This is a genomic window from Massilia sp. Root335, assembly GCF_001425685.1.
GTDB lineage: Bacteria > Pseudomonadota > Gammaproteobacteria > Burkholderiales > Burkholderiaceae_D > Telluria > Telluria luteola.
The window spans coordinates 34541-55615 of the sequence record NZ_LMCY01000020.1; the positions used below are offsets into that span (position 1 = coordinate 34541).

Genomic DNA, 21075 nt, shown 5'->3' on the forward strand with positions numbered 1-21075 from the left:
CGGGACACGAGCGTCGTGAACGCGGACGGCCGCAGCTGGGACGTGCCCAATCTGTGGATCTGCGACGGCTCGCTGTTCCCGACGGCGGGCGGCGTCAATCCGTCGCTGACGATCCAGGCCCTCGCCTGCCGCATGGGCGCGCGCATCCGCGACCTCGCGGCGCGCGGTGAATTGTAAAAGGAACGCAGCATGAGCAAGGTAGCCAGCATCTTCGACCTCGAATGCCTCGCGCGGGAACGCCTGCCCGGCGTCGTGTTCGACTACATCCACGGCGGCAGCGAACAGCAGCTGACCGTCCAGCGCAACCTCGACGACATGCGGGCCCTGGCCCTGCGCCAGCACAGCCTGCGCGACGTCTCGCACCGCGACATGGCCGTCACGATGGTGGGCGACCGGGCCCGCATCCCGCTGGCCCTCGGCCCGACGGGCCTCGCCGGCCTCACGTGGGCCAACGGCGAATGCGAGGCGGCGCGTGCGGCCGTGGAATTCGGCGTGCCGTTCTGCCTGTCGACGTGCTCCATCAATTCCATCGAGGACGTGGCCGAGGCGATCCAGGCGCCGTTCTGGTTCCAGCTGTACCTCATGAAGGACCACAAGGTCAACGAAAGCCTGATGCGGCGCGCCCACGACGCCGACTGCTCGGCGCTGGTGCTGACGATCGACCTGCACACGCAGGGCAAGCGCTGGGCCGACGAAAAGCACGGCCTCGCCGTGCCGCCGCGCCTGACGCCGTCGAACATCATGCAGATGGTGGGCCACCCGCGCTGGCTCGCGAACATGGCGGGCAGCAAGCGCCACACGTTCGGCAATTTCGAGCACGAGATCAAGGAAGCCGGCTCCATCGGCTCGCTGTCGAAGTGGATCGAGGAACAGTTCGACGCCTCGTTCGACGTGAACACGGCGCGCTGGGTGCGCGACAAGTGGCAGCGCAAGCTGATTTTGAAGGGCGTGATGAACCCGGACGACGCGCGCACCGCCATCGACATCGGCGCCGACGCCATCATCGTCTCGAACCACGGCGGGCGCCAGCTGGACGGCGCGCCGTCGTCGATCTCGGTGCTGCCGGAAATCGTCGACGCCGTGGGCGACCGCATCGAAGTGCTGTTCGACGGCGGCATCCGCACCGGCGGCGACATCGTCAAGGCGATCGGCCTCGGCGCCCACGCCTGCCTGTCCGGCCGCGCGTGGCTGTACGGCCTCGCGGCGCGCGGGCGCGAAGGCGTCACGTGCGCCCTCACGCTGCTGGAACAGGAACTGCAGGACTGCATGCTGCTGACGGGCCTCGACAACCTGCACAAGATCGATCCGGGCGTCGTCACCGCGCAGCCGCCTCTCGGGAGGCGCTGATGCTGCCTTTCATGTTCGCCACCGGGATCGAGAGCAGTTCGCCGACCATCGGCGATGGCCGCATCCGCCGCGACCAGATGGAGGAATGCGGCCATTACCGCCAGTGGAAGAAGGACCTCGAACTCGTCGCGCAGCTGGGCATCCGCACCCTGCGCTACGGCGTGCCGCTGCACCGGACGTGGCTGGCGCCGGACCGCTACGACTGGGAATTCGCCGACCAGGCCTTCGCCGAAATGCGCCGCCTCGGCATCGCCCCGATCGCGGACCTGTGCCATTTCGGCGTGCCGGACTGGATCGGCAATTTCCAGAACCCCGATTTCCCCATGCTGTTCCAGGGCTACGCCAGGGCGTTCGCCACGCGCTACCCGTGGATCGGCCTGTACACCCCCGTCAACGAAATGTACGTGTGCGCCAAGTTCTCCGCCCTGTTCGGCTGGTGGAACGAGCAGGCGCGCGACCAGCGTTCGTACGTGACGGCGCTGAAGCACCTGGCCAAGGCCAATGTGCTGGCGATGCACGAGATCGTCAAGCTGCGCCCCGACGCCGTGTTCGTGCAAAGCGAGTCGAGCGAATACTTCCATGCGGGCCTGCCCGACGCCGTCGAGGAAGCCGAACGGCGCAACCAGCTGCGCTTCCTGTCGCTCGACTTCAACTACGGCCGCCCCCTCGACCCGCTGCAGCGCGACTTCGTGCTGGCCAACGGCATGACGCCGGACGAATGCCGCTTCTTCGAGGAGCATGCGCTGTGCGGCCACTGCGTCCTCGGCAGCGACTACTACATGACGAACGAACACGAGGTCGATCCCGACGGCGCGACGCACGACGCCGGCGAAACGCTGGGCTACGCGATGATCGCGCGCGAGTACGCCGAACGCTACGGCCTGCCGATGATGCACACGGAAACGAACGTCGACCAGGGCCGCCATGGCGATGAAGCGGTCGACTGGCTGCGCTGCCAGTGGGCCCACGTGCGCAGCCTGATGCGCAGCGGCGTGCCGGTCGTCGGCTTCACGTGGTTTTCGCTGACCGACCAGATCGACTGGAACATCGAGTTGCGCGAGGCGCGCGGCGTCGTCAACCCGCGCGGGCTGTACGACCTGCAGCGCCGCATCCGGCCCGTCGGCACGGCGTACCGGGACCTGATCGCGGCGTGGGAGGGGCGGATCGGGACTTGACGCCGCGCCGCGCCTGCGGTCTACTTTGGCCGCCCGCACCCCGACCGCCTCCACGATGCTGAAACCCGTCCTCGACCTGCTCAACCAGATTCCGCGCGACCTGATCCTCCCGCCCGCGAGCCTGTTCCTCGTCATCGCCATCGGCCTGGCGCTCTGGCGCCGGCGGCCGCGCGCCGGGCGCATCGTGGCCGGCACCGGGCTCGCGCTGCTGGCATTCCTGTCGACGACGGGCGGCGCGCGGCTCCTCGGCGCGCCGCTCGAGAACATGACAGCCCCGTTGCGTGCACCCGAACGCGCCGATGCGCAGGCGATCGTCGTGCTGGCGGCCGGACGGGTGCGGCGTGCGCCCGAATACGACGACCGCGACATCCCCGACTACGTCGCGCTGGCGCGCCTGCGCTACGCCGCGCACCTGCAGCGGAAAACCGGGCTGCCCGTCCTCGTCAGCGGCGGCGACGGCGCCGGCGATCCCGGCCTGGGCAGCCCGGGCTGGTCGGAGGCCGACGGGATGGCCGCCGCGCTGCGCGAGGACTTCGGCGTGCCGGTGAGATGGCTGGAAAGCCGCTCGCGCGACACGGCGGGCAATGCTGCGCTCAGTGCCGCCATCCTGCGCGCGGACGGCGTCCGCCGCATCCTGCTCGTGACCGACGCCATGCACATGCCGCGCGCCCACGCCGTGTTCGAGCGCGCCGGGATGGACGTCGTCGCGGCGCCCACGATGTTCTTCGGCCGCCAGCCGCTGTCGGTCCACGCGTGGATCCCGAGCGCCGAAGGCATGCGCCGCTCGTGGTATGCGTCCTATGAACTGATCGGCATGGTCTGGTACCGCCTGCGCGCGGCCGCCGGACGTTGATTCACCGTCCCGCCACCGTGCCGCGCACGGTGTTGCGCCCGCCCCGCTTGGCCGCGTACAGTTGGGCGTCGGCGGCGCCGATCAACGCTTCGGAGGTCGACGGCGGCGCCGCAGCCTGCGCCGGCACGGCCGCGATGCCGAAGCTGGCCGTCGCCGTGATCGAAGCGGCGGGCGCCGCGGTGCCGGCGAACGCCAGCCGGATGCGTTCGGCCAGCGCCTGCGCGCCGGCCAGGTCCGTCTGCGGGACCACGAGCAGGAATTCCTCGCCGCCGTAACGGATCACGCTGTCGACCGCGTCGCGCGTCATCGTCAGCAGCAGGCCGGCGAAATCGGCCAGCACCCGGTCGCCCGCCGCGTGGCCGTACGTGTCGTTGATGCGCTTGAAGTGGTCGATGTCGCACAGGATCACGGACAGCGGCGTGCCGTAGCGGCGGGCGCGTTCCAGTTCGGCGTCCAGCAAGCCTTTCTGCAGGATGCGGCGGTTGTAGCAGCCCGTCAGCGGATCGCGGTCCGCCAGTTGCTCCAGCAGGACGGCCGCGCGGAACTGCGCGCGCTGCGCGACGTTGAAGCGCCGCGCCGCGATCCAGCCGAGGGCATTGCCCATGACGAGCAGCAGCACGAGGGTCAGCACGTCGTCCGCCCGCAGGTGGCCCTGGACGCACAGCAGCGCCGCGAAGACGACGCTGGAGCCGACGCCGATCGCCACGGCATACAGGAAGCGGTTCGGGAAGTTGACGTACACCGCCATCAGGATCAACGCCTGCGACATCGTGTTCCACGCCAGCGCTTCCGGCTGGTACCAGCACACCACCATGAACACGGCGAGCGCGGCGACGAGCAGCGTGCAGGCGGCCCCGATCGACACGGACACCGACCCGGGCCGGCGCGCGATGGCGACACAGCCGCCCAGTGCGACGAGCGCCACGGCGGCGCGCAGCCCGACCAGCGCCCAGGCGGCGGGCGTGAAGCCCATCAGGGCGACATCGGTCGCGCCGAACGCGACGTAGAACACGGCCGCGAACACCAGGCTCGCCTTGAGCTGGGCATTGCGCTCGGGCAGGCAATGGCGGAGGAAGCGTTCCTCGCTGTCCCGGTCCGCGAACTCGGCGCGCCGGCGGTCGATGGACAGGCGGGGACTGGATGGATCTCGGGACGACACGGGGGCTTTCGGCAATACGGGGATTGGAACGGGATACGCTGTCGGATGGCACGCAATGCCGGACAGTCGGGGATGGCTCGCACGGGAATGGAGGGGCGGCACGGCTGCCGGCGCAACCTCGTATTTTAACCCATAATAATTTCCAAGTGGAAATTTAAGTTACACACAGGGCGCGGCCGGAACCAATCGCTGAGCGGCCGATCATACCGACGTCAACGTCCTGCGGGTGCATAGTCATGAGACTGTTTGCGAACGTGCCGTGGCGAACGATCGTCGCCGTCATCCTCGCCTGTTGCGTCGTCCCGGCCCGCGCCGTCCCGAGTTTCGCGCGCCAGACCGGGTTCGACTGTTTCACCTGCCACGTCAGCTGGCCCGAACTGACGCCCACCGGCCGCCTGTTCAAGCTGAACGGCTATACGCTGGGGCCGCGGCTGACGTTCCCGGTCGCCGGCATGGTCCAGTTGTCGCATGCCGCCACGCACACCGGCGGCGTCGACTTCAAGCAGAATTTTCCCGAGGACCGCGAGACGGTGCTGCAGCAGGCCAGCCTCTTCTTCAACGGCAAGCTGAGCGACCACGTGGGGATCTTCTCACAGCTGACCTACGACGGCGTCGAGCACCACACCAGCATCGACAACGTCGACCTGCGCTACGCCAACCGCGTCGGCGTCGCGGGGCACAGCCTCCTCTACGGCTTCACCCTGCACAACAATCCACAGGTGCAGGACGTCTACAACACGGTGAGCGCCTGGGGCTTTCCGTTCGCCTCGTCGCCGGCCGCCAACGCACCCGCCGCCGCGCCGCTGATCGAGAACCTGGGCCAGCAGGTGGCCGGCATGGGCGCCTACGTCTTATGGCGCAATACGTTCTACGCCGAACTCACGGCCTACCGCACCGGCAACCACCTGTTCTCCCCGCTGCGGCTCGGCGTCGAACGGGATACCGCCGCCTCCCTCGACGGCTACAACCCGTACTGGCGCTTCGCGCTGCAGCACGACTGGGACGGCGGCAGGTATTCGGCGATGATCGGCACCCTCGGCCTGGTCGCGGACGTCTTCCCCGACAACAAGCTCCTGACCGGCCCGACCGACCGCTTCCGCGACGTCGGCGTCGACGCGCAATACCAGTACGTCACCAACCGGCACCGCTTTTCCGGACAGCTCAGTTACGTGCGCGAACGGGTGTCCTGGAACCCCGGCGCGCAGACGAGCAACGGCACGGACGAACTGCACGCGCTCCGCGCCAAGGCCGGCTACTACTTCGACAGGAAGTTCGGCATCAACGTGGCGCGCTTCCGCGTCGACGGCACGGCCGACAGCGGGCTGTACGACACCGGCGACGCGGTCACGGGCAGCACCAACGGCAGCCCCGACAGCGACGGCTACATCGCCGAATTCAACTACCTGCCGCGCCGCGACATCCGCCTGACGCTCCAGTTCACGCGCTACGGCAAGTTCAACGGCGCCAGGCGCGACTACGACGGCGCCGGCCGCAACGCCGCCGACAACGACACCGTCTATCTGCTGGGCTGGTTCATGTTCTGAACCCCCGGCCACTCGCAGGAACACGATCATGAACGACCACGAATCGACGCGCCGCCGCCTGCTGGCGCGCACCGCCGCACTGCCGATCCTGCTCGCGCTGCCGCTGCGGTCCGTGCCCGCGTCGGCCGGGACGGGCACGGGGAGCAAGGAGGATTTTCACTACCAGGAACATCCCAACGAGGGCAAGCGTTGCGCCGATTGCGCGCAGTTCATTCCGGCGGCAAAGGGACAGGCGGGCGCCTGCCGGATCGTCGCCGGCGCGATCAGCGCGGACGGTTGGTGCATGGCGTTCACGCCCAGGCAGGATCGTTCCTGACGGCACCCGGTGGGGCGGGGTCGTTACAATTGACGCATTATTTCCCGTCACCGACCGGTAAACTGGCATGTCTTGATGAACAGGCTACACGGAAGGACCCGATGTTATCGAAGGAACAGGCACATGCCATCGCCGATGCGTTGCTCGACGAGGCCCGCGCCGCCAGGCCGCGTCTCTATCGTGCGGCAAGCACACCTGTTCACTGGCTGTATCGTTGCCGGGCCTTGCGCTCCGTGCCGGAGGTATTGCAGGCGGAGGTCGTCCGGCAAGCGAAAAAAGAAACCATGTTCAATCCGTGGTTCGATATCCTGGCCCTGATCTCCATCCTGGCACCATGGGTGACGTGGGCGATCAAGCCGACGGTCCTCGGCAAATCGGGCTTCGGCACGCCGATCGTGGCGCTCTCCCCGCTGTTGATCCTGACCGTCCAGACCATGCTCATCCGGCGCGCCATCAAAATGATTGCGCGTCAACTTGGGGAGTCGGTGACGGCGGACGCATGACGCCGGCGGCGCCCCTCACCCACTCCCGAACCGCGGCGCCACCGTCGCCGGCTGCTGCCACGGCGCCTTGAGTTCGGCGCGCGTCGTGTAATCCGTCAACGACAGGCCGAACAGCAGGACGAGCGTCACGGCCCCGGCGACGGCGGCGAGCCGCAGCAGCGCGGGCGCGCGCCTGAGGCGCATGAACACGATGGCGACCAGCAGCGCCTTGGTGAGCGCGATCGCGAGGCTGATCGCGGTGTTCAGCCAGCCCAGGCGCAGCAGCGCGCAGGCCGCCGTCGTGGCCAGCAGCGCCATCAACGCGATCCAGGTGAGCACGAGCGGGCGGGTCGCCTTGTCCACGTCAGCCTCCCGAGCGCGCCGTCAGGTACAGCAACGGGTACAGGAAGATCCACACCACGTCGACGAAGTGCCAGTACAGGCCGGTGAGTTCGACCGCCTCGTTGCCCGGTCCGCGCGGCGGCGCATGGCGCAGCACCAGCATCAGCCACACGCAGGCCGACACGCCGATCAGCAGGTGCAGCGCGTGCAGGCCGGTGGCCGCGAAGTACAGCAGGAAGAACAGCTCGACGCCGTGGACGGTGGCCGGATCGGTCGCATCGTCGGGCCGGAAGCCGATGCCCGGGAACAGGTGCTCGCCGAATTCCTGGTGCCATTCATAACCCTTGATGGCGAGGAAGACGACGCCGAGCAGCGCCGTCAGCGCCAGCAGGCGCGCGGCGCGGCGGCGGCCGCGCATGTCCTTCCCATGTTGCGCGGCGTGGCCGGCCAGCGCCATGCAGAAGCTGCTGGTCAGCAGCACGGCCGTGTTGACGGTCCCCAGCAGCATGTCGGTGTGGCGGCTGGCCATGCCGGTCGCCTGCGGATAGTGCATGCGCAGATACAGGTAGCCGAACAGCAGCGGGCCGAAGAACAGCAGCTCGCTGGACAGGAACACCCACATGCCGAACGAGCGCGCGAAATCCTGCTGCGCGTGGCTGCCGAACTGCGGTTCGAGCGGCGGCAACGAGGTCTCGTGCGCGCTCATGGCGACTCCGGCGTGTAGGCGTAGGGCTCGCGCACGACGACGGGCGGTGTCGCGAAATTGTGTTCGGGCGGCGGCGAGTCCGTCTGCCATTCGAGGCCCGTGGCGCGCCACGGATTCGCCGGCGCCCGCGCGCCGAAGCGCAGCGACCAAGCGAGGTAACCGAGCGGCATGAGGTAGCCGACGGCCAGGGTCACGGCGCCGGCCGACGACAGCACGTGCAGCAGCTGGAATTCCGGCGGATACGTGTGATAGCGGCGCGGCATGCCGGCATAGCCCAGCAGGTATTGCGGGAAGAACGTCAGGTTGAAGCCGGCGAAGATGATCAGCGCCGCGACCTTGCCCCAGGTCTCGGAATACATCCGCCCCGTCACCTTCGGCCACCAGAAGTGGATGCCGCCCAGGTAGGCCATCACCGAGCCGCCCACCATGATGTAGTGGAAGTGGGCGACGACGAAATACGTGTCGGACAGGTGCACGTCCAGCGCGAGCGCCGCGAGGAACAGGCCCGTCAGGCCGCCGATCGTGAACAGGCCGACGAAGCCGAGCGCGTACAGCATCGGCGCCGAAAACACGATGCTGCCCTTGTACAGCGTCGCCGTCCAGTTGAACACCTTGATCGCGGACGGAATGGCGACGAGGAAGGACAGCAGCGAAAACACCAGCCCCGCATACATCGACTGGCCGCTGACGAACATGTGGTGGCCCCACACGAGGAAGCCGATGACGGCGATGGCGAGGATCGCATACGTCATGAAGCGGTAGCCGAACACCGGGCGGCGCGCGAAGCACGGGATGATCTCGCTGGCGACGCCCATCGCCGGCAGCACCATGATGTACACGGCCGGATGCGAATAGAACCAGAACAGGTGCTGGAACAGCAGCGGGTCGCCGCCGAGCGCGGGGTCGAAGATCCCGACCTGGAACAGCCGCTCGATGGCGACCAGCACGAGCGTCATCGCCAGCACGGGCGTGGCCAGCACGAGGATCAGCGACGTCGCGTAGTTCGCCCACACGAACAGCGGCAGGCGGAACCACGACAGGCCCGGCGCGCGCAGGGTGTGCACGCTGACGATGAAGTTCAGGCCCGTGAGGATCGACGAGAACCCGAGCACCAGCACCCCGGACAGCGCCGCCACCACGTGCGAGTTCGAGAACATCGACGAGAACGGCGTGTAGAACGTCCACCCCGTGTCGACGCCGCCCGCCAGCAGCGCCCACAGCACGATCGCGCCCCCCAGCATGTACAGATACCAGCTGGCGAGGTTCAGCCGCGGGAAGGCGAGGTCGCGCGCGCCGATCATCAGCGGCATCAGGAAATTCCCGAGCACCGCCGGGATCGACGGGATCAGGAACAGCCACACCATGATGATGCCGTGCGCCGTGAACAGCTTGTTGTACGTGTCGTCGCTGACGAGGTCTCCCGCCGGCGTCGCCAGTTCGAGCCGGATCAGCGCGGCCGCCACGCCGCCGAGGAAGAAGAAGAACGTGATCGAGATCGCGTACAGGACGGCGATGCGCTTGTGGTCGCGCGTCGTGAGCCAGTCGGTCAGCCGGTAGCCCCCCTCGAGGTAGCTCGGCGCGTGCCGCGCGTGCGGCGGCGATCCCTCGTCGACGACGCTAGCGTCGTTCTGTGCGCTGGTCATGCGCGCTCTCCCTGATGTATTCGATGATGGCCAGGATGTCCTCCTCGCCGACCTGTCCCGCGAACGATGGCATGATCGGCGCGTAGCCCGCGACGACGTCCTTGCCCGGCACCAGGATCGAGTCGCGCACGTACGGTTCGTCGGCCGTCAGCTCGCGCCCGTCCGCCAGGTGCACGCGCCGGCCCAGCAGCCCGGTCAGGTCGGGCGCGTGCACGCTCGACCCCGGATCGTGGCAACCGCTGCAGCCGTAGCGCCGGTACAGCTCGTGGCCGCGCGCCGCCATGCCGGGCTGGCGCGGGCCCGCCTCCAGCCACTGGGCGAATGCGGCCGGCTGCATGACGACGACCCGCCCCAGCATCATCGCGTGCTCCGTGCCGCAGTACTCCGCGCAGTACAGCCGGTACTCGCCGGTGCGGCTCGGCGTGAAGACGATGGAGGTGTAGCGGCCCGGGACGACGTCCTGCTTGACGCGGAAATCCGGCACGAAGAAGCTGTGGATCACGTCCTGCGACGTCATGGTCAGGCGCACGGGCCGGCCCAGCGGCACGTGCAGCTGGCCGATCTCGCGCCGGCCGTTCTTGTGTTCGGCCTCCCACATCCACTGCTTGGCCACGACGAACACGGGCATCGCATTGGCCGGCGCCTGGTACAGCTTGATGTAGTCGACGGCGCCCCACGCATAGATGCCGAGGAACAGGAGCAGCGGGATCACGGTCCACGCGATCTCCACCGGCAGGCCCTTCTTGGGCACGTGGGTGCGGTCGGCCTTCGAGCCGGCCCGGTAGCGGATCGAGAAACCGATCATCAGCGCGAGCAGGACCAGCGCGACGGCGCCCGTCAGCAGCAGCAGGCAGAGCGCGAGGCTGTCGAGGCGCGCGGCGGAGGCGGCGGCGTCCGACGGCAACAGGTGGAAGTCCGTGTTCACGACCGCCCTCCCCGCCGGCGCCACAGCCAGCCGAAGAACAGCAATGGCAGGAGCAGCACCCCGACGCGAACGGCGGCCAGCGCGCCGCCGGTGTGAAGGCCGGACGTCGGCGCGTAGTGCGCGCACAGCAGCAGCACCTGCTGGCCGAACGACGGCGCCGGTTCTTCGCGCGCGGCCGCTCTCACGGCGGCGCGCAGGGCGGCCGGATCGAAGCGCACGCCGGAGAAGCCGCGCGCGATGCGGCCGTCCGCATCCAGCACGGCGAAGCCTGCGGCGTGCGCCAGTTCGCCGGTGCGCGGATCGGGCACCGTGCGGTAGCCGAGCGCCGCCTGCAGCCGCGCGAGCGTGGCCGCATCGCCCGTCAGCAGCGTGAGATCGGCCGCGCCGCCGGGCAGCAGCGCGGCATAGGCGCGCTTCCTCGCCGACGCCGCCGCGGCGCCGTCGCGCGGGTCGACGGACAGGCCGACGAGGCGATAGTCGCCCGCCGCCAGCCCGGACAGCGCGAGCGCCTGCAGCACGCCTTCGAACAGGGTGCTGCACAGGTTCGGACACGTGTAATAGCCGGGCACCAGCACGACGGGACGGTCGAACAGCGTGGCCAGCGGGACCCGGCGGCCCGCATCGTCACGCAGGACGGCGTCCAGCGGCAGCTTGGCGCCGGGCACGGGATCGAAGCGCGCGGCCGGTGGCGGCGGCAGCGCCAGCGCCCCCGCGGCGGCCGGGCCGCAGGCCAGCAGCACGAAGGCGAACAGGAACGCGGCGGCGGCCTTCATCGCGCCTCCTTGCCGGGAGCGAGGACGGGCGGCGTCCGGCCCGGGGTCGGCGCCGGCGCCGGCGCGCCGGCGGGACTGGCGGCGCCGCCGCGCGCGGCCAGCAGCCGCATCGCCTCGTCCAGCGGAATGCGCGCGATGCCGGCCTGGCGGTCGACCCAGCCGTAGCTTCCGGTGACGCGGCGCTTTTCGGCGAAATAATCGACGCGGTCCGGCTGCGGCGCCGGCTGCAGCAGCGGCGCCGCGCCCTGGAACGGATGCGCCGGCGTGTTGGCGGCCGGTCCCCATGCGCGCAGCACCAGCGCGCCGGCGGCGAGCGCGCAGGCGATGCCGCCCACGATGACGTACGCGCCGCGGCGCAGGCCGCGCAGGTCGAGGTCGTTGCCGGTGTGGTCAGGCATGCGCGCCCTCCTTTCCGTGACGGGTCAGCGCCAGCCACGCGAACAACCCGAAGCCGCTGGCGACGAGCGGCGCGAGCCACAGCCAGTGCCGCGTCAGGTGCTGGACGGACGGCAGTATAAGCCACCAGCAGTCGAGCAGGTGCGCCGCCAGCAGCGCGCCGGCCAGCACGCCCATCAGCGCGGGCGCGGATTTCGCGTAGCGCGACAGCAGGATGCACAGCGGCCCGGCGAAGTGGCCGACGACGAGCACCCACGCCACCGCCTGCCAGCCGGGCGCGCCGCGCCGCAGGTACCACGAGATTTCATGCGGCAGGTCGGCCGCCCAGATGATGAGGAATTGCACGTACGCGAGATAGGCCCACGTCAGCACGTACATCATGAGCAGGTTGCCGAGGTCGGGCAGGCGCTTGCGCGCGGCGCCGCGGTCGATCAGCAGCACGGCCAGCGCGAGCCCCGTCAGCATCTGCCCGGTGCCGGCCAGCCAGCCGAACACGCTGGAATACCATTCCGGCTGCAGCGACATGATCCAATCGACGGCCGCGAGGCTGACCGAGAAGCCGTACACGAGCAGGCAGGCCGCGGCGCGCGCCGTCGACCGGGTGCGGGCGCGGGTCTCGACGATGGCGAGGCCGCTCCACAGCAGCAGATAGACGACGCTGCGCACCGTGAAGAACACGGGGTTCAGCCACGCGTGGCGGAACGCCGCGTCCGGCGCACCCGTGACGCCGTGCTGCCACGGATACAGCAGCGGCGCGCCCAGCAGCACGGGCAGGAACAGGATGCAGGCGAGCGGCAGCCAGCCGGCCGCGCGCAGCAGCGGGCCGCGGATCGTCTCGCCCCACGCGCCGCCCGTCAGCTGGTGCAGCCACACGTTGGCGAGTCCGCCCAGCAGCGCGCCCGTGACGAACCACCACGCGGCCAGGTAGCTGGCCAGCAGTGCGCGCAGGTCGAGGCGCCAGCCGGCCCACGCGGCGACGAGCGCGATGGCGGGCAGCGCCAGCGCCGGCCAGGCGAACGTGCGCGGCTTCATGGCTGGCCTCCGAGGTGGGCGCGCACGTCCGGCGGCAGCGCGGCCACCTCCGCGTGCTGGCTCAGTTGCAGCGCGCGGATGAAGGCGACGATGGCCCAGCGGTCGGCCGGTTCCACGCGGTCGCCGTACGGCACCATCACGCCGTAGCCGTTCTTGATGACGTCGTAGATGTGGCGGTCGGGGACGTTGCGCAGCCGGTCCTGGTGATAGGTCGGCGGCGCCGGAAAGCCGCGCCGCACGACGAGGCCGTCGCCGTCACCGGCCGGGCTGTGGCAAGGCATGCAGTAGATCATGTAGCGGTCCTGGCCGCGCTTCAGCAGGGTCATGTCGACGGGGTACGGGTTCGTCTGCGCCGCCTCGGCCTCGACGTCGCGCCGCACGAGGTCGACGCCCTGGCGGCCGCCGGAACTGTCGGCGAAGGCGCCGCGGGCGCGCGGTTCCGTGCCGGCGACGGGCGGCCGCGCCGACGCGCCGTCGTCGAACAGCGGGCTCGGTGCATAGGTTTTATAGCGCGGCTGGTCGTACATGTCCTGCTTCGCGCCTTCGCAGCCGGCGAGCAGGCCGGCCGCCGTCAATGCCAGCAGCACGCGGTTCATGCCGGCACCTCGCGCAGCAGCAGCGGATGCAGTTCCGCGAGCAGGTCGCGCGCGGGGCCGGGCGCGAACACGGGGTCGCACGCGGGCAGGCACAGGAAGAAGCGGTTGCGGCTCGCGAGCTCGAACTCCTCCACCTCGAACAGCGGGTGATACAGGCGCGGCAGGCCGTTCAGCGCCAGCATCGCGACCGTGGCCGCCAGCGCCGCGCCGAGGATCGTGATCTCGAACGTGGCCGGGATGAACGCGGGCCAGCTGTTCAGCGGCCGCCCGCCGATGTTGATCGGGTAGTCGACGACGGCCGCATACCATTGCAGGAAGTAGGTGCCCGCGCCGCCGAGTATCCCGCCCAGCAGCGTGACGGGCGCGATCCAGCCCTTCTCGGCGCCGATGATCGCGTCCAGGCCCTCGACGGGGAACGGCGAATACGCCTCGACCCGGGTCCAGCCCCGCGCACGCACGTGCCGCGCGGCCGCGCACAGGGCCTCGGCGCTGGGGAATTCGGCCAGCAGGCCGTAGAGCGCGCGTTCGCTCATGCTTCCCCCTTGGCGGATTCGCGCACCAGCTCGCGCATCTCGGCGATCGAGATCGTGGGCAGGAAGCGCACGAACAGCAGGAACAGCCAGACGAACAGCGCGATGGAGCCGAACAGCGTGATCCAGTCCCAGCGCGTCGGGTAGAACATGCCCCAGGCCGACGGCAGGTAGTCGCGGTGCAGCGACGTGACGACGATGAGGAAGCGCTCCATCCACATGCCGCAGTTGATGACGAGGCTCAGCACGAACAGCAGCGCGACGCTGTGGCGCACGCGCCGGAACCAGAACAGCTGCGGCACGAGCACGTTACAGGTCAGCATGGCCCAGTACACGGGGCCGTACGGGCCGGCGAAGCGGTTCAGCGTCATGTAGCGCTCGTACACGTCGCCGCTGTAGAACGCGGTGAACATCTCCGCCAGGTAGCCGTAGCTCACGAGCCAGCTCGTCGCCAGCAGCACCTTGGCCGCGTTGGCCAGGTGCCGCTGCGTGATGAAGTCCTGCAGGCCGAACGCGTGACGCAGCGGGATGGCGAGGGTCAGCACCATCGCGAAGCCGGAGAACAGCGCGCCGGCCACGAAGTAAGGCGGGAAGATGGTCGAGTGGTAGCCGGGCGTGTTCCCGACCGCGAAGTCGAGCGAGACGATCGTGTGCACCGACACGACCAGCGGCGTCGCGAGCCCCGCCAGCAGCAGGTACGCCCATTCGTAGCGGGCCCAGTGCCGCGCCTCGCCGCGCCAGCCCAGCGCAAGAAGGCCGTACGTCACCTGGCTCTTCCTCTCGCCGCGCTGGCCGGCGCGGTCGCGCAGGGTGGCCAGGTCGGGGATCAGGCCGACGTACCAGAACAGCAGCGACACCGTGAGATAGGTCGCGATCGCGAAGAAATCCCACACGAGCGGGCTGCGCCACTGCGGCCACACGTTCATCACGTTCGGGTAAGGCACGAGCCAGTAGAAGAACCACGGCCGGCCCAGGTGCAGGATCGGGAACAGGCCGGCGATGCCCGCCGCGAACAGCGTCATCGCCTCGGCGAAGCGGTTGATCGACGTGCGCCACTTCTGGCGCAGCAGCAGGAGGACGGCGGAGATGAACGTGCCCGCATGGCCGATCCCGATCCACCACACGAAATTGCCGATGGCGAAACCCCAGGCGACGGGCATGTCGACGCCCCAGATGCCGATGCCCTTGACGAGCAGCCACGTGATGGCGAGCAGCAGCGCGAATACGCCGGCGGACGCGAACAGGAACGCGGTCCACCAGCGCCAGCCGAAATGGTCGGTCAGGACGATGCCCGCGATCTTGTCCGTGACGCTCGCATACCCCCAGCCGGGGCGCAGCACGGCGCTCCCCTTCGAATGCAGGCTGTCCGTGTTGGCGCGCGTGTCGGGCGTGCTCATTCCAGCTCCGGATCGGGGTTCAGCACGCGCGTGAGATAGCTCGTGCGCGGCCGCGTGTTGAGCTCTTCCAGCAGATCGTAGCCGAGATCGGACGCCTTGGCCGCGACGACGTCGCTTGCCGGGTCGTTCAGGTCGCCGAAGCGGATCGCGCGCGTCGGGCAGACGGCCTGGCAGGCGGTGACCATCTCGCCGTCGCGGATGCGGCGCCCGGCCTTTTCGGCCTCGATGCGGGCCCGCGTGATGCGCTGCAGGCAGTAGCTGCACTTTTCCATCACGCCGCGCCGGCGCACCGTCACTTCGGGGTTCTGCAGCGCCTTCAGGCTCTCGACGTTCTGGTTCGAGTATTGCAGGAAGTTGAAGCGCCGGACTTTATACGGACAGTTGTTGGAGCAGAAGCGCGTGCCGATGCAGCGGTTGTAGACCTGCACGTTGAGGCCCTCGCTGTCGTGCATCGTGGCGCCGACCGGGCACACTTCCTCGCACGGCGCGTGCTCGCAATGCATGCACGGCACCGGCTGGAACAGGGTGCGTGCGCCGGCCTGGTAGCGGTCGACGCGGATCCAGTGCATGCTGCGGCCGCGCGCCACTTCTTCCTTGCCGACGACGGGGATGTTGTTCTCGGCCTGGCACGCGATCGTGCACGACGCGCAGCCGATGCAGGCGTTCAGGTCGATCGCCATGCCCCACTTGTACTCGTCGTAGTCGCGCTTCGGATACATCGACCCGTGTTCTTCGTTCTCGCGCTCGCGCGGCGCGCCGCGTGCGAGTTCGCGCACGTGCACCGGCGCGCGTCCGTGCATGTCGACTTCGCGCTGGCGGAACACGAGATCGTGCGTGCGGCCGGTCGTCTCCACCGTCAGGACAGGCGGCGCGGCCAGCGCGGCGCGCGTGCGCAGGCGATACGCATCGAAGCCGACGCCCTCCCCGACGCCGCCCGCCGCGCGCCGGCCATACCCGAGCGGCAGCGTGACGACGCCTTCGGCCTGCCCGGCCACGACGAGCACGGGCACCTCGATCGCGCGGCCCGCGACGCGCAGGCGCGCCACCATGCCGTCGGCGAGGTGCAGGCGCGCCGCCGTGGCCGGGCCGATGAGGGCCGCGTTGTCCCACGTGAGCGACGTCAGCGGGCGCGGCAACTCCTGCAGCCAGGCGTTGTTGGCGAAGGCGCCGCCGTCGACGGCGGGATCGGGTGCGAACAGGGCGACGAGCGGCGCCGCCGTCGCCGCGGCTGGCGGCACGACGGCGCGCGCGGCCGGCGGCGCGACCGGCACCGCTGCGCTGCCGTCGACGATGCCGCGGCGCAGGCTGTCGCGCCACGCGGCGTCGCCGTCCGGCCAGGACGCGCGCACGAGCGCGTGGCCGTCGCGGGTGTCGGCGCCGGCCAGCAGCGCGAGGATCTCGTGCGCGGAGCGGCCGCCGTACAGCGGCGCGATCAGCGGCTGCACGATGCTCGCCGTGCCGTCGTGCGCGCGGGCGTCGCTCCACGCCTCGTAGCAATGCGCCATCGACAGGTGCCAGCCGGCCGCGCGCGCCGTCTCGTCGCGGTACAGGCCCAGGTGGGCGCTGAGCGGCACGCGCGCCAGCAGCGCGGAAAAATCGAGGTCGGCCGGCGCGTCGTAGGCGGGATTCGCGTCCAGCATCAACAAGGTGTCGACGCGGCCGGCGCGCATGTCGCCGGCCAGCGCGGCGATCGATTCGCCGTGGTCCAGCGGGCTGCGTTCGACGGGCTCGATGAAGGCCAGAGGACCGTCCGCGCCGCCGTTCAGGCGCCGGGTCAGCACGTACGCCAGCGCGCGGCCGGCCGGGCTCACGGCCGGACCGGCGACGACGAGGGCCCGGCCGCGGGCGCCGTCCAGCGCTTTCGCGACCGCCGCCTCCCAGCGCTCCAGCGCCGGGTCGGCGGCGCCGCCCACGTCCGGCGCGGCGCCCAGGCGCGCGGCGATGCGCCACAGCGCGGCCTCGATCTCGTGCGGCGGCCGCGCCAGGCGCGCGTCGGCATAGGCACCGGTCAGGGTCGGCGTCGCTTCCAGCACGTACAGGCGATTCGCGCCGGCTTGCGCGCCGAGGCGGCGCGGCGCCGTGAACGCCCGCGCGTGGGCCAGGCTGCCGGGCATGGTCCCGAACAGGTCGGCGTCCAGCGCCAGCACGACATCGGCCCCGTCCAGCCGGTACGAGGCGTCGAGGGGACGGCCGAACGCCAGTTGCGCGGCCTGCGCGGCGCCGTCGTCGTGCAGCGGGTCCCACGCATGCCAGCGCGCGTTCGGCAGGCGCTTTTGCAGGGCCGCGAGCTGGTTCGCGAGGGTCGGCGACGTGACGGTGCCGGTCAGGATACGCAGGCCGGCGCCGCCGTCCCGTTCGAAGCGGGGCCGGCGCGCCTGCAGCGCGGCCTCGAACGCGCCCCACGTCGCCAACTCGTCGCCGCGGAACACGGCCTGCGAGCGGTCCGGGTCCCACAGCTGCAGGATCGACGCCTGCGCGAACACGTCGGTCGTCCCGGCGCTCACGGGATGGTCGGGATTGCCCTCGACCTTCGTCGGCCGCCCCATGTTCGATTCCACGAGCACGCCGTGCGCGAGCCCGTGGCGCACGAACGCGGTCGCGTAGAACATGGGCAGGCCCGGCACGCCCTGCTCCGGCATCGTCACGTACGGCACGATGGGCTCGGCCGGCGGCCCGCTGCAGCCGGCGCCGGCCAGCGCCGCCGATGCGGCCATCAGCTTCAGGAAACGGCGCCGCGACGGCTCGTCCTGGGCGATGGGAATGATGGGATGGTCGTGCTTCGTCATTGTCGGCAACCTAGCGGTGACAGGTCGAGCAATTGGTCAGCGCCTGGGCGTCGCGCAGCTGGTACAGGCGGTTCAGCTGGCGGATTTCTTCCGGACGCAAAGGCTTTTCCGGCGCCATCGACAGCACCTGGTTCAACGGCCGCACGTGGTGCGGCGCATCGCGGTGGCAGCGCAGGCACCATTGCATTTCCAGCGACGCCGTGCGCCACGTGATGGGCATCTGGTCCACGCGGCCATGACATTCGATGCAGGCCACGCCCTTGGCCACGTGGATGTCGTGTTCGAAATAGACGAAGTCCGGCAGGTCGTGCACGCGCACCCAATGGATCGGCTTGCCCGTGCGCGCGCTGTCGTGCAGCGGGGCCAGCGCGGGCGAGTCGAGGAACAGCTGGGAGTGGCAGCTGAGGCAGACGGATGTCGACGGCATGCCCGCCGTGGCCGAGTTTTCCACCGCCGTGTGGCAGTAGCGGCAATCGATGCCGTCGTCGGACACGTGGTGCTTGTGGCTGAAGGCAATGGGCTGGGCCACCGGTGCGTACGCCACGTGACGGGGTGTCATTGTCCAGCGAGCCAGTACGATCCAGGCTGCAACCGCGACCAGCAGACCCAGCAGCATCAGCTTGACGAACAGTACCGCGGGACGTGAAAACGGTGGCGCCATCGATGGAGTGTACGTGTGAAGTTACGGAACAACGAGCCGAGTATAGGCTGTCATTCATGCAACCTCGCGCACGTTACCGCCGGGCAGCACACATTTGTGGCAATTTAGTTGCGGTTTAGAACGTAAATACTGCGCCAGGACATGACGCGCGGATCGAATGTCGGTTATCATTATTGACTTTCGGAAACATTCCTTTTCCCTTAACTCTCACGAAAACACACTCCCGATGAACTGGTTCAACCGACTCCGCCTCGCGAGCAAGCTGGGCATCACTTTCGCCGCCGTCCTCGCCCTGACCGTGCTGGTCGGCGTCTTCTCCATCCACCAGCTGGCCAAGGTCAACGAGACGTCGCTGCGCCTGTCCGGGCACTGGATGCCGGGCATCCGCGTCATCGAAGACATCAAGTCCCAGATCGCCCGCATCCGCACGCGCGAGCTGCAATACATCATCTCCAGCGACCAGTCCGAGATGGACAAGTACGACAACGTGATCGCGCAAGACCTCGTCGACCTGAAAGCCATGCAGGACGACTACGTCAAGCTGCTCGAAACGCCGGAAGAAAAGCAGGGCTACGCGGAATTCCTCGACATGTGGCAGCGCTACATGGCGGAAGACGCCAAGGTGCGCGCCGCCGCGCGCCAGAACGACGACGCGCTGGCCAAGACGCTGATCCGCGGCGAATCGAACAAGCTGATCGTCGCCCTGCGCAAGAACGTCGACAAGGCCGTCGACATGTATACGGAAGGCGGCCGCGCGGCCGCCCGCGACGGCTCGAAGCGCTACGCCGAGTCGCGCGTGCTGATCATCGCCCTCCTCTGCGGCAGCGTGCTGCTGGGCGCCGCCGGCGCCGCGCTGCTCACGCGCTGGCTGATGCGCCGCCTGGGCGGCGAGCCGGATTACGCGACCGACATCGTCAAGCACATCGCGGCCGGCGACCTGTCGATGGAAGTCGAGACGCGCCCCGGCGACGACGCCAGCCTGCTCGCGGCCATGAAGTCGATGCAGGCCAACCTGGCCCACATCGTCGGCAACGTGCGCGCCGCCACCGGCACCATCTCCAGCGCCTCCACGCAGATCGCGGCCGGCAACATGGACCTGTCGTCGCGCACCGAGCAGCAGGCCAGCGCGCTGCAGCAGACCGCCGCCTCGATGGAAGAGCTGACGACGACCGTAAGCAACAACGCCGAACACGCGCAGCAGGCCAATGCCCTCGCCGACACGGCGGCCGGCGTCGCCCAGCAGGGCAGCACCGCCGTGGCGCGCGTCGTCGACACGATGGGCTCGATCCACGCGTCGTCGCAGAAGATCGTCGACATCATCGCGGTCATCGACGGCATCGCTTTCCAGACCAATATCCTGGCGCTGAACGCGGCCGTGGAAGCGGCGCGCGCCGGCGAGCAGGGCCGCGGCTTCGCGGTCGTGGCGGGCGAAGTGCGTACCCTCGCCCAGCGTTCGGCGGCGGCGGCCAAGGAAATCAAGGAATTGATCGGCGCCTCGGTCCAGCAGGTCGAAAGCGGGGCCGGCCTCGTGTCCGAAGCCGGCGCCACCATGCGCGAAGTGCTGCAGACCGTGCAGCGGATGCACGAGCTGATGGTCGAGATCAGCCACGCCGGCCGCGAACAGAGCGCCGGCATCCAGCAGGTCAACCAGGCCATCTCGCAGATGGACACGGTCACGCAGCAGAACGCCGGCCTCGTCGAAGAAGCCGCGACGGCCGCCCACAGCCTGCACGAGCAGGCCGAGGCGCTCGACCACCTGGTCAGCGTGTTCAAGCTCGACGCGCACGCACGCCGCGCGTCCGGCGGCCGGGCGCTCGTCGTCGCCTGACCGGTCTCCTCCGCACGGCGCCGGCCTGGCGCCGTGCATCCGCGGTCTCCGCGTCCGTTTCTGTTCCAAAGCCAGTTCCGATGACACCACGTTGGGTGGGCGGCCCCCGCCCACCCAACGTGCTCTGCCCCACAATTTGCGTTCGCCTCGACGCGCGCGTCACGCGTGGGCACGGGGTGCCCACCCTACATGTTTGCGCAAACAAAAAGTGTTATAAAATTGCCCAAAAAGCATATTTTGGAATAGCATTTCTTCTGCGTTTCCGATAGTCTCTTGTAAATTGGAAGCTCGACGACGGTATTCCCGGCAGCCACCGGGACATGCCGGCGTCGGCGGACGATATAACAACCAGCGGATGGCGCCTCGTTCGAGCGCCGCCTGTCATACGAGACAATCTCATGAACCTGATCTCCCCTCTAGACTCCATTGTCTTCCTCGTGTATTTCCTGGTCGTCGCCGGCTACGGCATCTGGATCTACCGCCGCAAGAACGCCATCAAGCACGGTGACGCTCCCACGTCTGCCTCGCACGACTACTTCCTGGCCGAAGGCTCCCTCACCTGGTGGGCCATCGGCGCGTCGCTG

The 21075-nt window shown here is 69.3% G+C and carries 20 protein-coding genes and 2 pseudogenes; 9 read left to right on the top strand and 13 right to left on the bottom strand.

Features of this window, described 5'->3' with window-relative positions; all coding sequences use genetic code 11:
• The 4 genes and pseudogenes from ASC93_RS32075 to ASC93_RS13080 all read left to right on the top strand — a co-directional run.
• A pseudogene (locus ASC93_RS32075) lies at positions 1–177 on the top strand (GMC oxidoreductase); the annotation flags it as partial.
• Between the two features lie 12 nt (positions 178–189).
• Positions 190–1347 carry an alpha-hydroxy acid oxidase gene (locus tag ASC93_RS13070; protein WP_056442369.1) on the top strand — a complete coding sequence of 386 codons (1158 nt, stop codon included), beginning with the start codon at positions 190–192 and terminating at the stop codon, positions 1345–1347.
• Positions 1347–2522: a family 1 glycosylhydrolase gene (locus ASC93_RS13075; RefSeq protein ID WP_056442373.1), complete on the top strand. Its 1176-nt coding sequence runs from the start codon at positions 1347–1349 to the stop codon at positions 2520–2522. The genes ASC93_RS13070 and ASC93_RS13075 overlap by 1 nt, the downstream gene beginning before the upstream one ends.
• A gap of 55 nt (positions 2523–2577) precedes the next feature.
• Positions 2578–3375: a YdcF family protein gene (locus ASC93_RS13080; protein ID WP_056442416.1), complete on the top strand. Its 798-nt coding sequence runs from the start codon at positions 2578–2580 to the stop codon at positions 3373–3375.
• A 1-nt stretch (position 3376) separates the two neighbouring features.
• On the opposite strand, the gene ASC93_RS13085 is transcribed toward ASC93_RS13080, so the two are convergent.
• Positions 3377–4534 carry a diguanylate cyclase gene (locus ASC93_RS13085; protein WP_082548014.1) on the bottom strand — a complete coding sequence of 386 codons (1158 nt, stop codon included), beginning with the start codon at positions 4532–4534 and terminating at the stop codon, positions 3377–3379.
• A 236-nt stretch (positions 4535–4770) separates the two neighbouring features.
• Between ASC93_RS13085 and ASC93_RS13090 the strand changes: the two genes are divergently transcribed.
• From ASC93_RS13090 to ASC93_RS13100, 3 genes are all read left to right on the top strand, one after another.
• Complete coding sequence (locus ASC93_RS13090) at positions 4771–6078, top strand: hypothetical protein (RefSeq protein ID WP_056442376.1); 1308 nt, start codon at positions 4771–4773, stop codon at positions 6076–6078.
• A gap of 28 nt (positions 6079–6106) precedes the next feature.
• On the top strand, positions 6107–6394 hold the full coding sequence (locus ASC93_RS13095; RefSeq protein ID WP_056442378.1) for a high-potential iron-sulfur protein: 288 nt from the start codon (positions 6107–6109) through the stop codon (positions 6392–6394).
• Between the two features lie 101 nt (positions 6395–6495).
• Positions 6496–6897, top strand: coding sequence for a hypothetical protein (locus ASC93_RS13100; protein WP_056442381.1), 402 nt, complete (start codon positions 6496–6498; stop codon positions 6895–6897).
• 15 nt (positions 6898–6912) lie between these two features.
• Here the strand turns inward: ASC93_RS13100 and ASC93_RS13105 are convergent, their stop codons facing one another.
• The 12 genes from ASC93_RS13105 to ASC93_RS13160 are packed head-to-tail and all read right to left on the bottom strand — an operon-like array spanning position 6913 to position 18561.
• Entirely contained in the window at positions 6913–7239 is a 327-nt protein-coding gene (locus ASC93_RS13105; RefSeq protein WP_229412709.1) for a cytochrome C oxidase subunit IV family protein, read from the bottom strand.
• Between the two features lies 1 nt (position 7240).
• A complete protein-coding gene (locus ASC93_RS13110) occupies positions 7241–7924 on the bottom strand; it encodes a cytochrome c oxidase subunit 3 (RefSeq protein WP_056442384.1) in 684 nt (227 codons plus the stop codon).
• Positions 7921–9567, bottom strand: coding sequence for a cytochrome c oxidase subunit I (ctaD, locus tag ASC93_RS13115; RefSeq protein WP_082548015.1), 1647 nt, complete (start codon positions 9565–9567; stop codon positions 7921–7923). Before ctaD ends, ASC93_RS13110 begins: the two co-directional genes overlap by 4 nt.
• A complete protein-coding gene (gene coxB / locus ASC93_RS13120; RefSeq protein WP_056442429.1) occupies positions 9542–10492 on the bottom strand; it encodes a cytochrome c oxidase subunit II in 951 nt (316 codons plus the stop codon). Before coxB ends, ctaD begins: the two co-directional genes overlap by 26 nt.
• Positions 10489–11265, bottom strand: a complete 777-nt coding sequence (locus ASC93_RS13125; protein WP_056442387.1) for an SCO family protein — start codon at positions 11263–11265, stop codon at positions 10489–10491. The genes coxB and ASC93_RS13125 overlap by 4 nt, the downstream gene beginning before the upstream one ends.
• Complete coding sequence (locus ASC93_RS13130) at positions 11262–11663, bottom strand: hypothetical protein (protein ID WP_056442390.1); 402 nt, start codon at positions 11661–11663, stop codon at positions 11262–11264. The genes ASC93_RS13125 and ASC93_RS13130 overlap by 4 nt, the downstream gene beginning before the upstream one ends.
• On the bottom strand, positions 11656–12693 hold the full coding sequence (locus ASC93_RS13135; protein WP_200958323.1) for a hypothetical protein: 1038 nt from the start codon (positions 12691–12693) through the stop codon (positions 11656–11658). The genes ASC93_RS13130 and ASC93_RS13135 overlap by 8 nt, the downstream gene beginning before the upstream one ends.
• Positions 12690–13289, bottom strand: a complete 600-nt coding sequence (locus tag ASC93_RS13140) for a cytochrome c (protein WP_056442393.1) — start codon at positions 13287–13289, stop codon at positions 12690–12692. The genes ASC93_RS13135 and ASC93_RS13140 overlap by 4 nt, the downstream gene beginning before the upstream one ends.
• On the bottom strand, positions 13286–13822 hold the full coding sequence (locus ASC93_RS13145; protein ID WP_200958324.1) for a DUF3341 domain-containing protein: 537 nt from the start codon (positions 13820–13822) through the stop codon (positions 13286–13288). The genes ASC93_RS13140 and ASC93_RS13145 overlap by 4 nt, the downstream gene beginning before the upstream one ends.
• On the bottom strand, positions 13819–15216 hold the full coding sequence (gene nrfD / locus ASC93_RS13150; RefSeq protein ID WP_056442395.1) for an NrfD/PsrC family molybdoenzyme membrane anchor subunit: 1398 nt from the start codon (positions 15214–15216) through the stop codon (positions 13819–13821). Before nrfD ends, ASC93_RS13145 begins: the two co-directional genes overlap by 4 nt.
• Entirely contained in the window at positions 15213–18002 is a 2790-nt protein-coding gene (locus ASC93_RS13155; protein ID WP_056442398.1) for a 4Fe-4S dicluster domain-containing protein, read from the bottom strand. The genes nrfD and ASC93_RS13155 overlap by 4 nt, the downstream gene beginning before the upstream one ends.
• A gap of 10 nt (positions 18003–18012) precedes the next feature.
• Entirely contained in the window at positions 18013–18561 is a 549-nt protein-coding gene (locus tag ASC93_RS13160; protein ID WP_229412710.1) for a cytochrome c3 family protein, read from the bottom strand.
• Between the two features lie 328 nt (positions 18562–18889).
• Between ASC93_RS13160 and ASC93_RS32615 the strand changes: the two genes are divergently transcribed.
• Positions 18890–20491, top strand: a complete 1602-nt coding sequence (locus ASC93_RS32615; protein WP_082548016.1) for a methyl-accepting chemotaxis protein — start codon at positions 18890–18892, stop codon at positions 20489–20491.
• A 398-nt stretch (positions 20492–20889) separates the two neighbouring features.
• A pseudogene (locus ASC93_RS32090) lies at positions 20890–21075 on the top strand (sodium transporter); the annotation flags it as partial.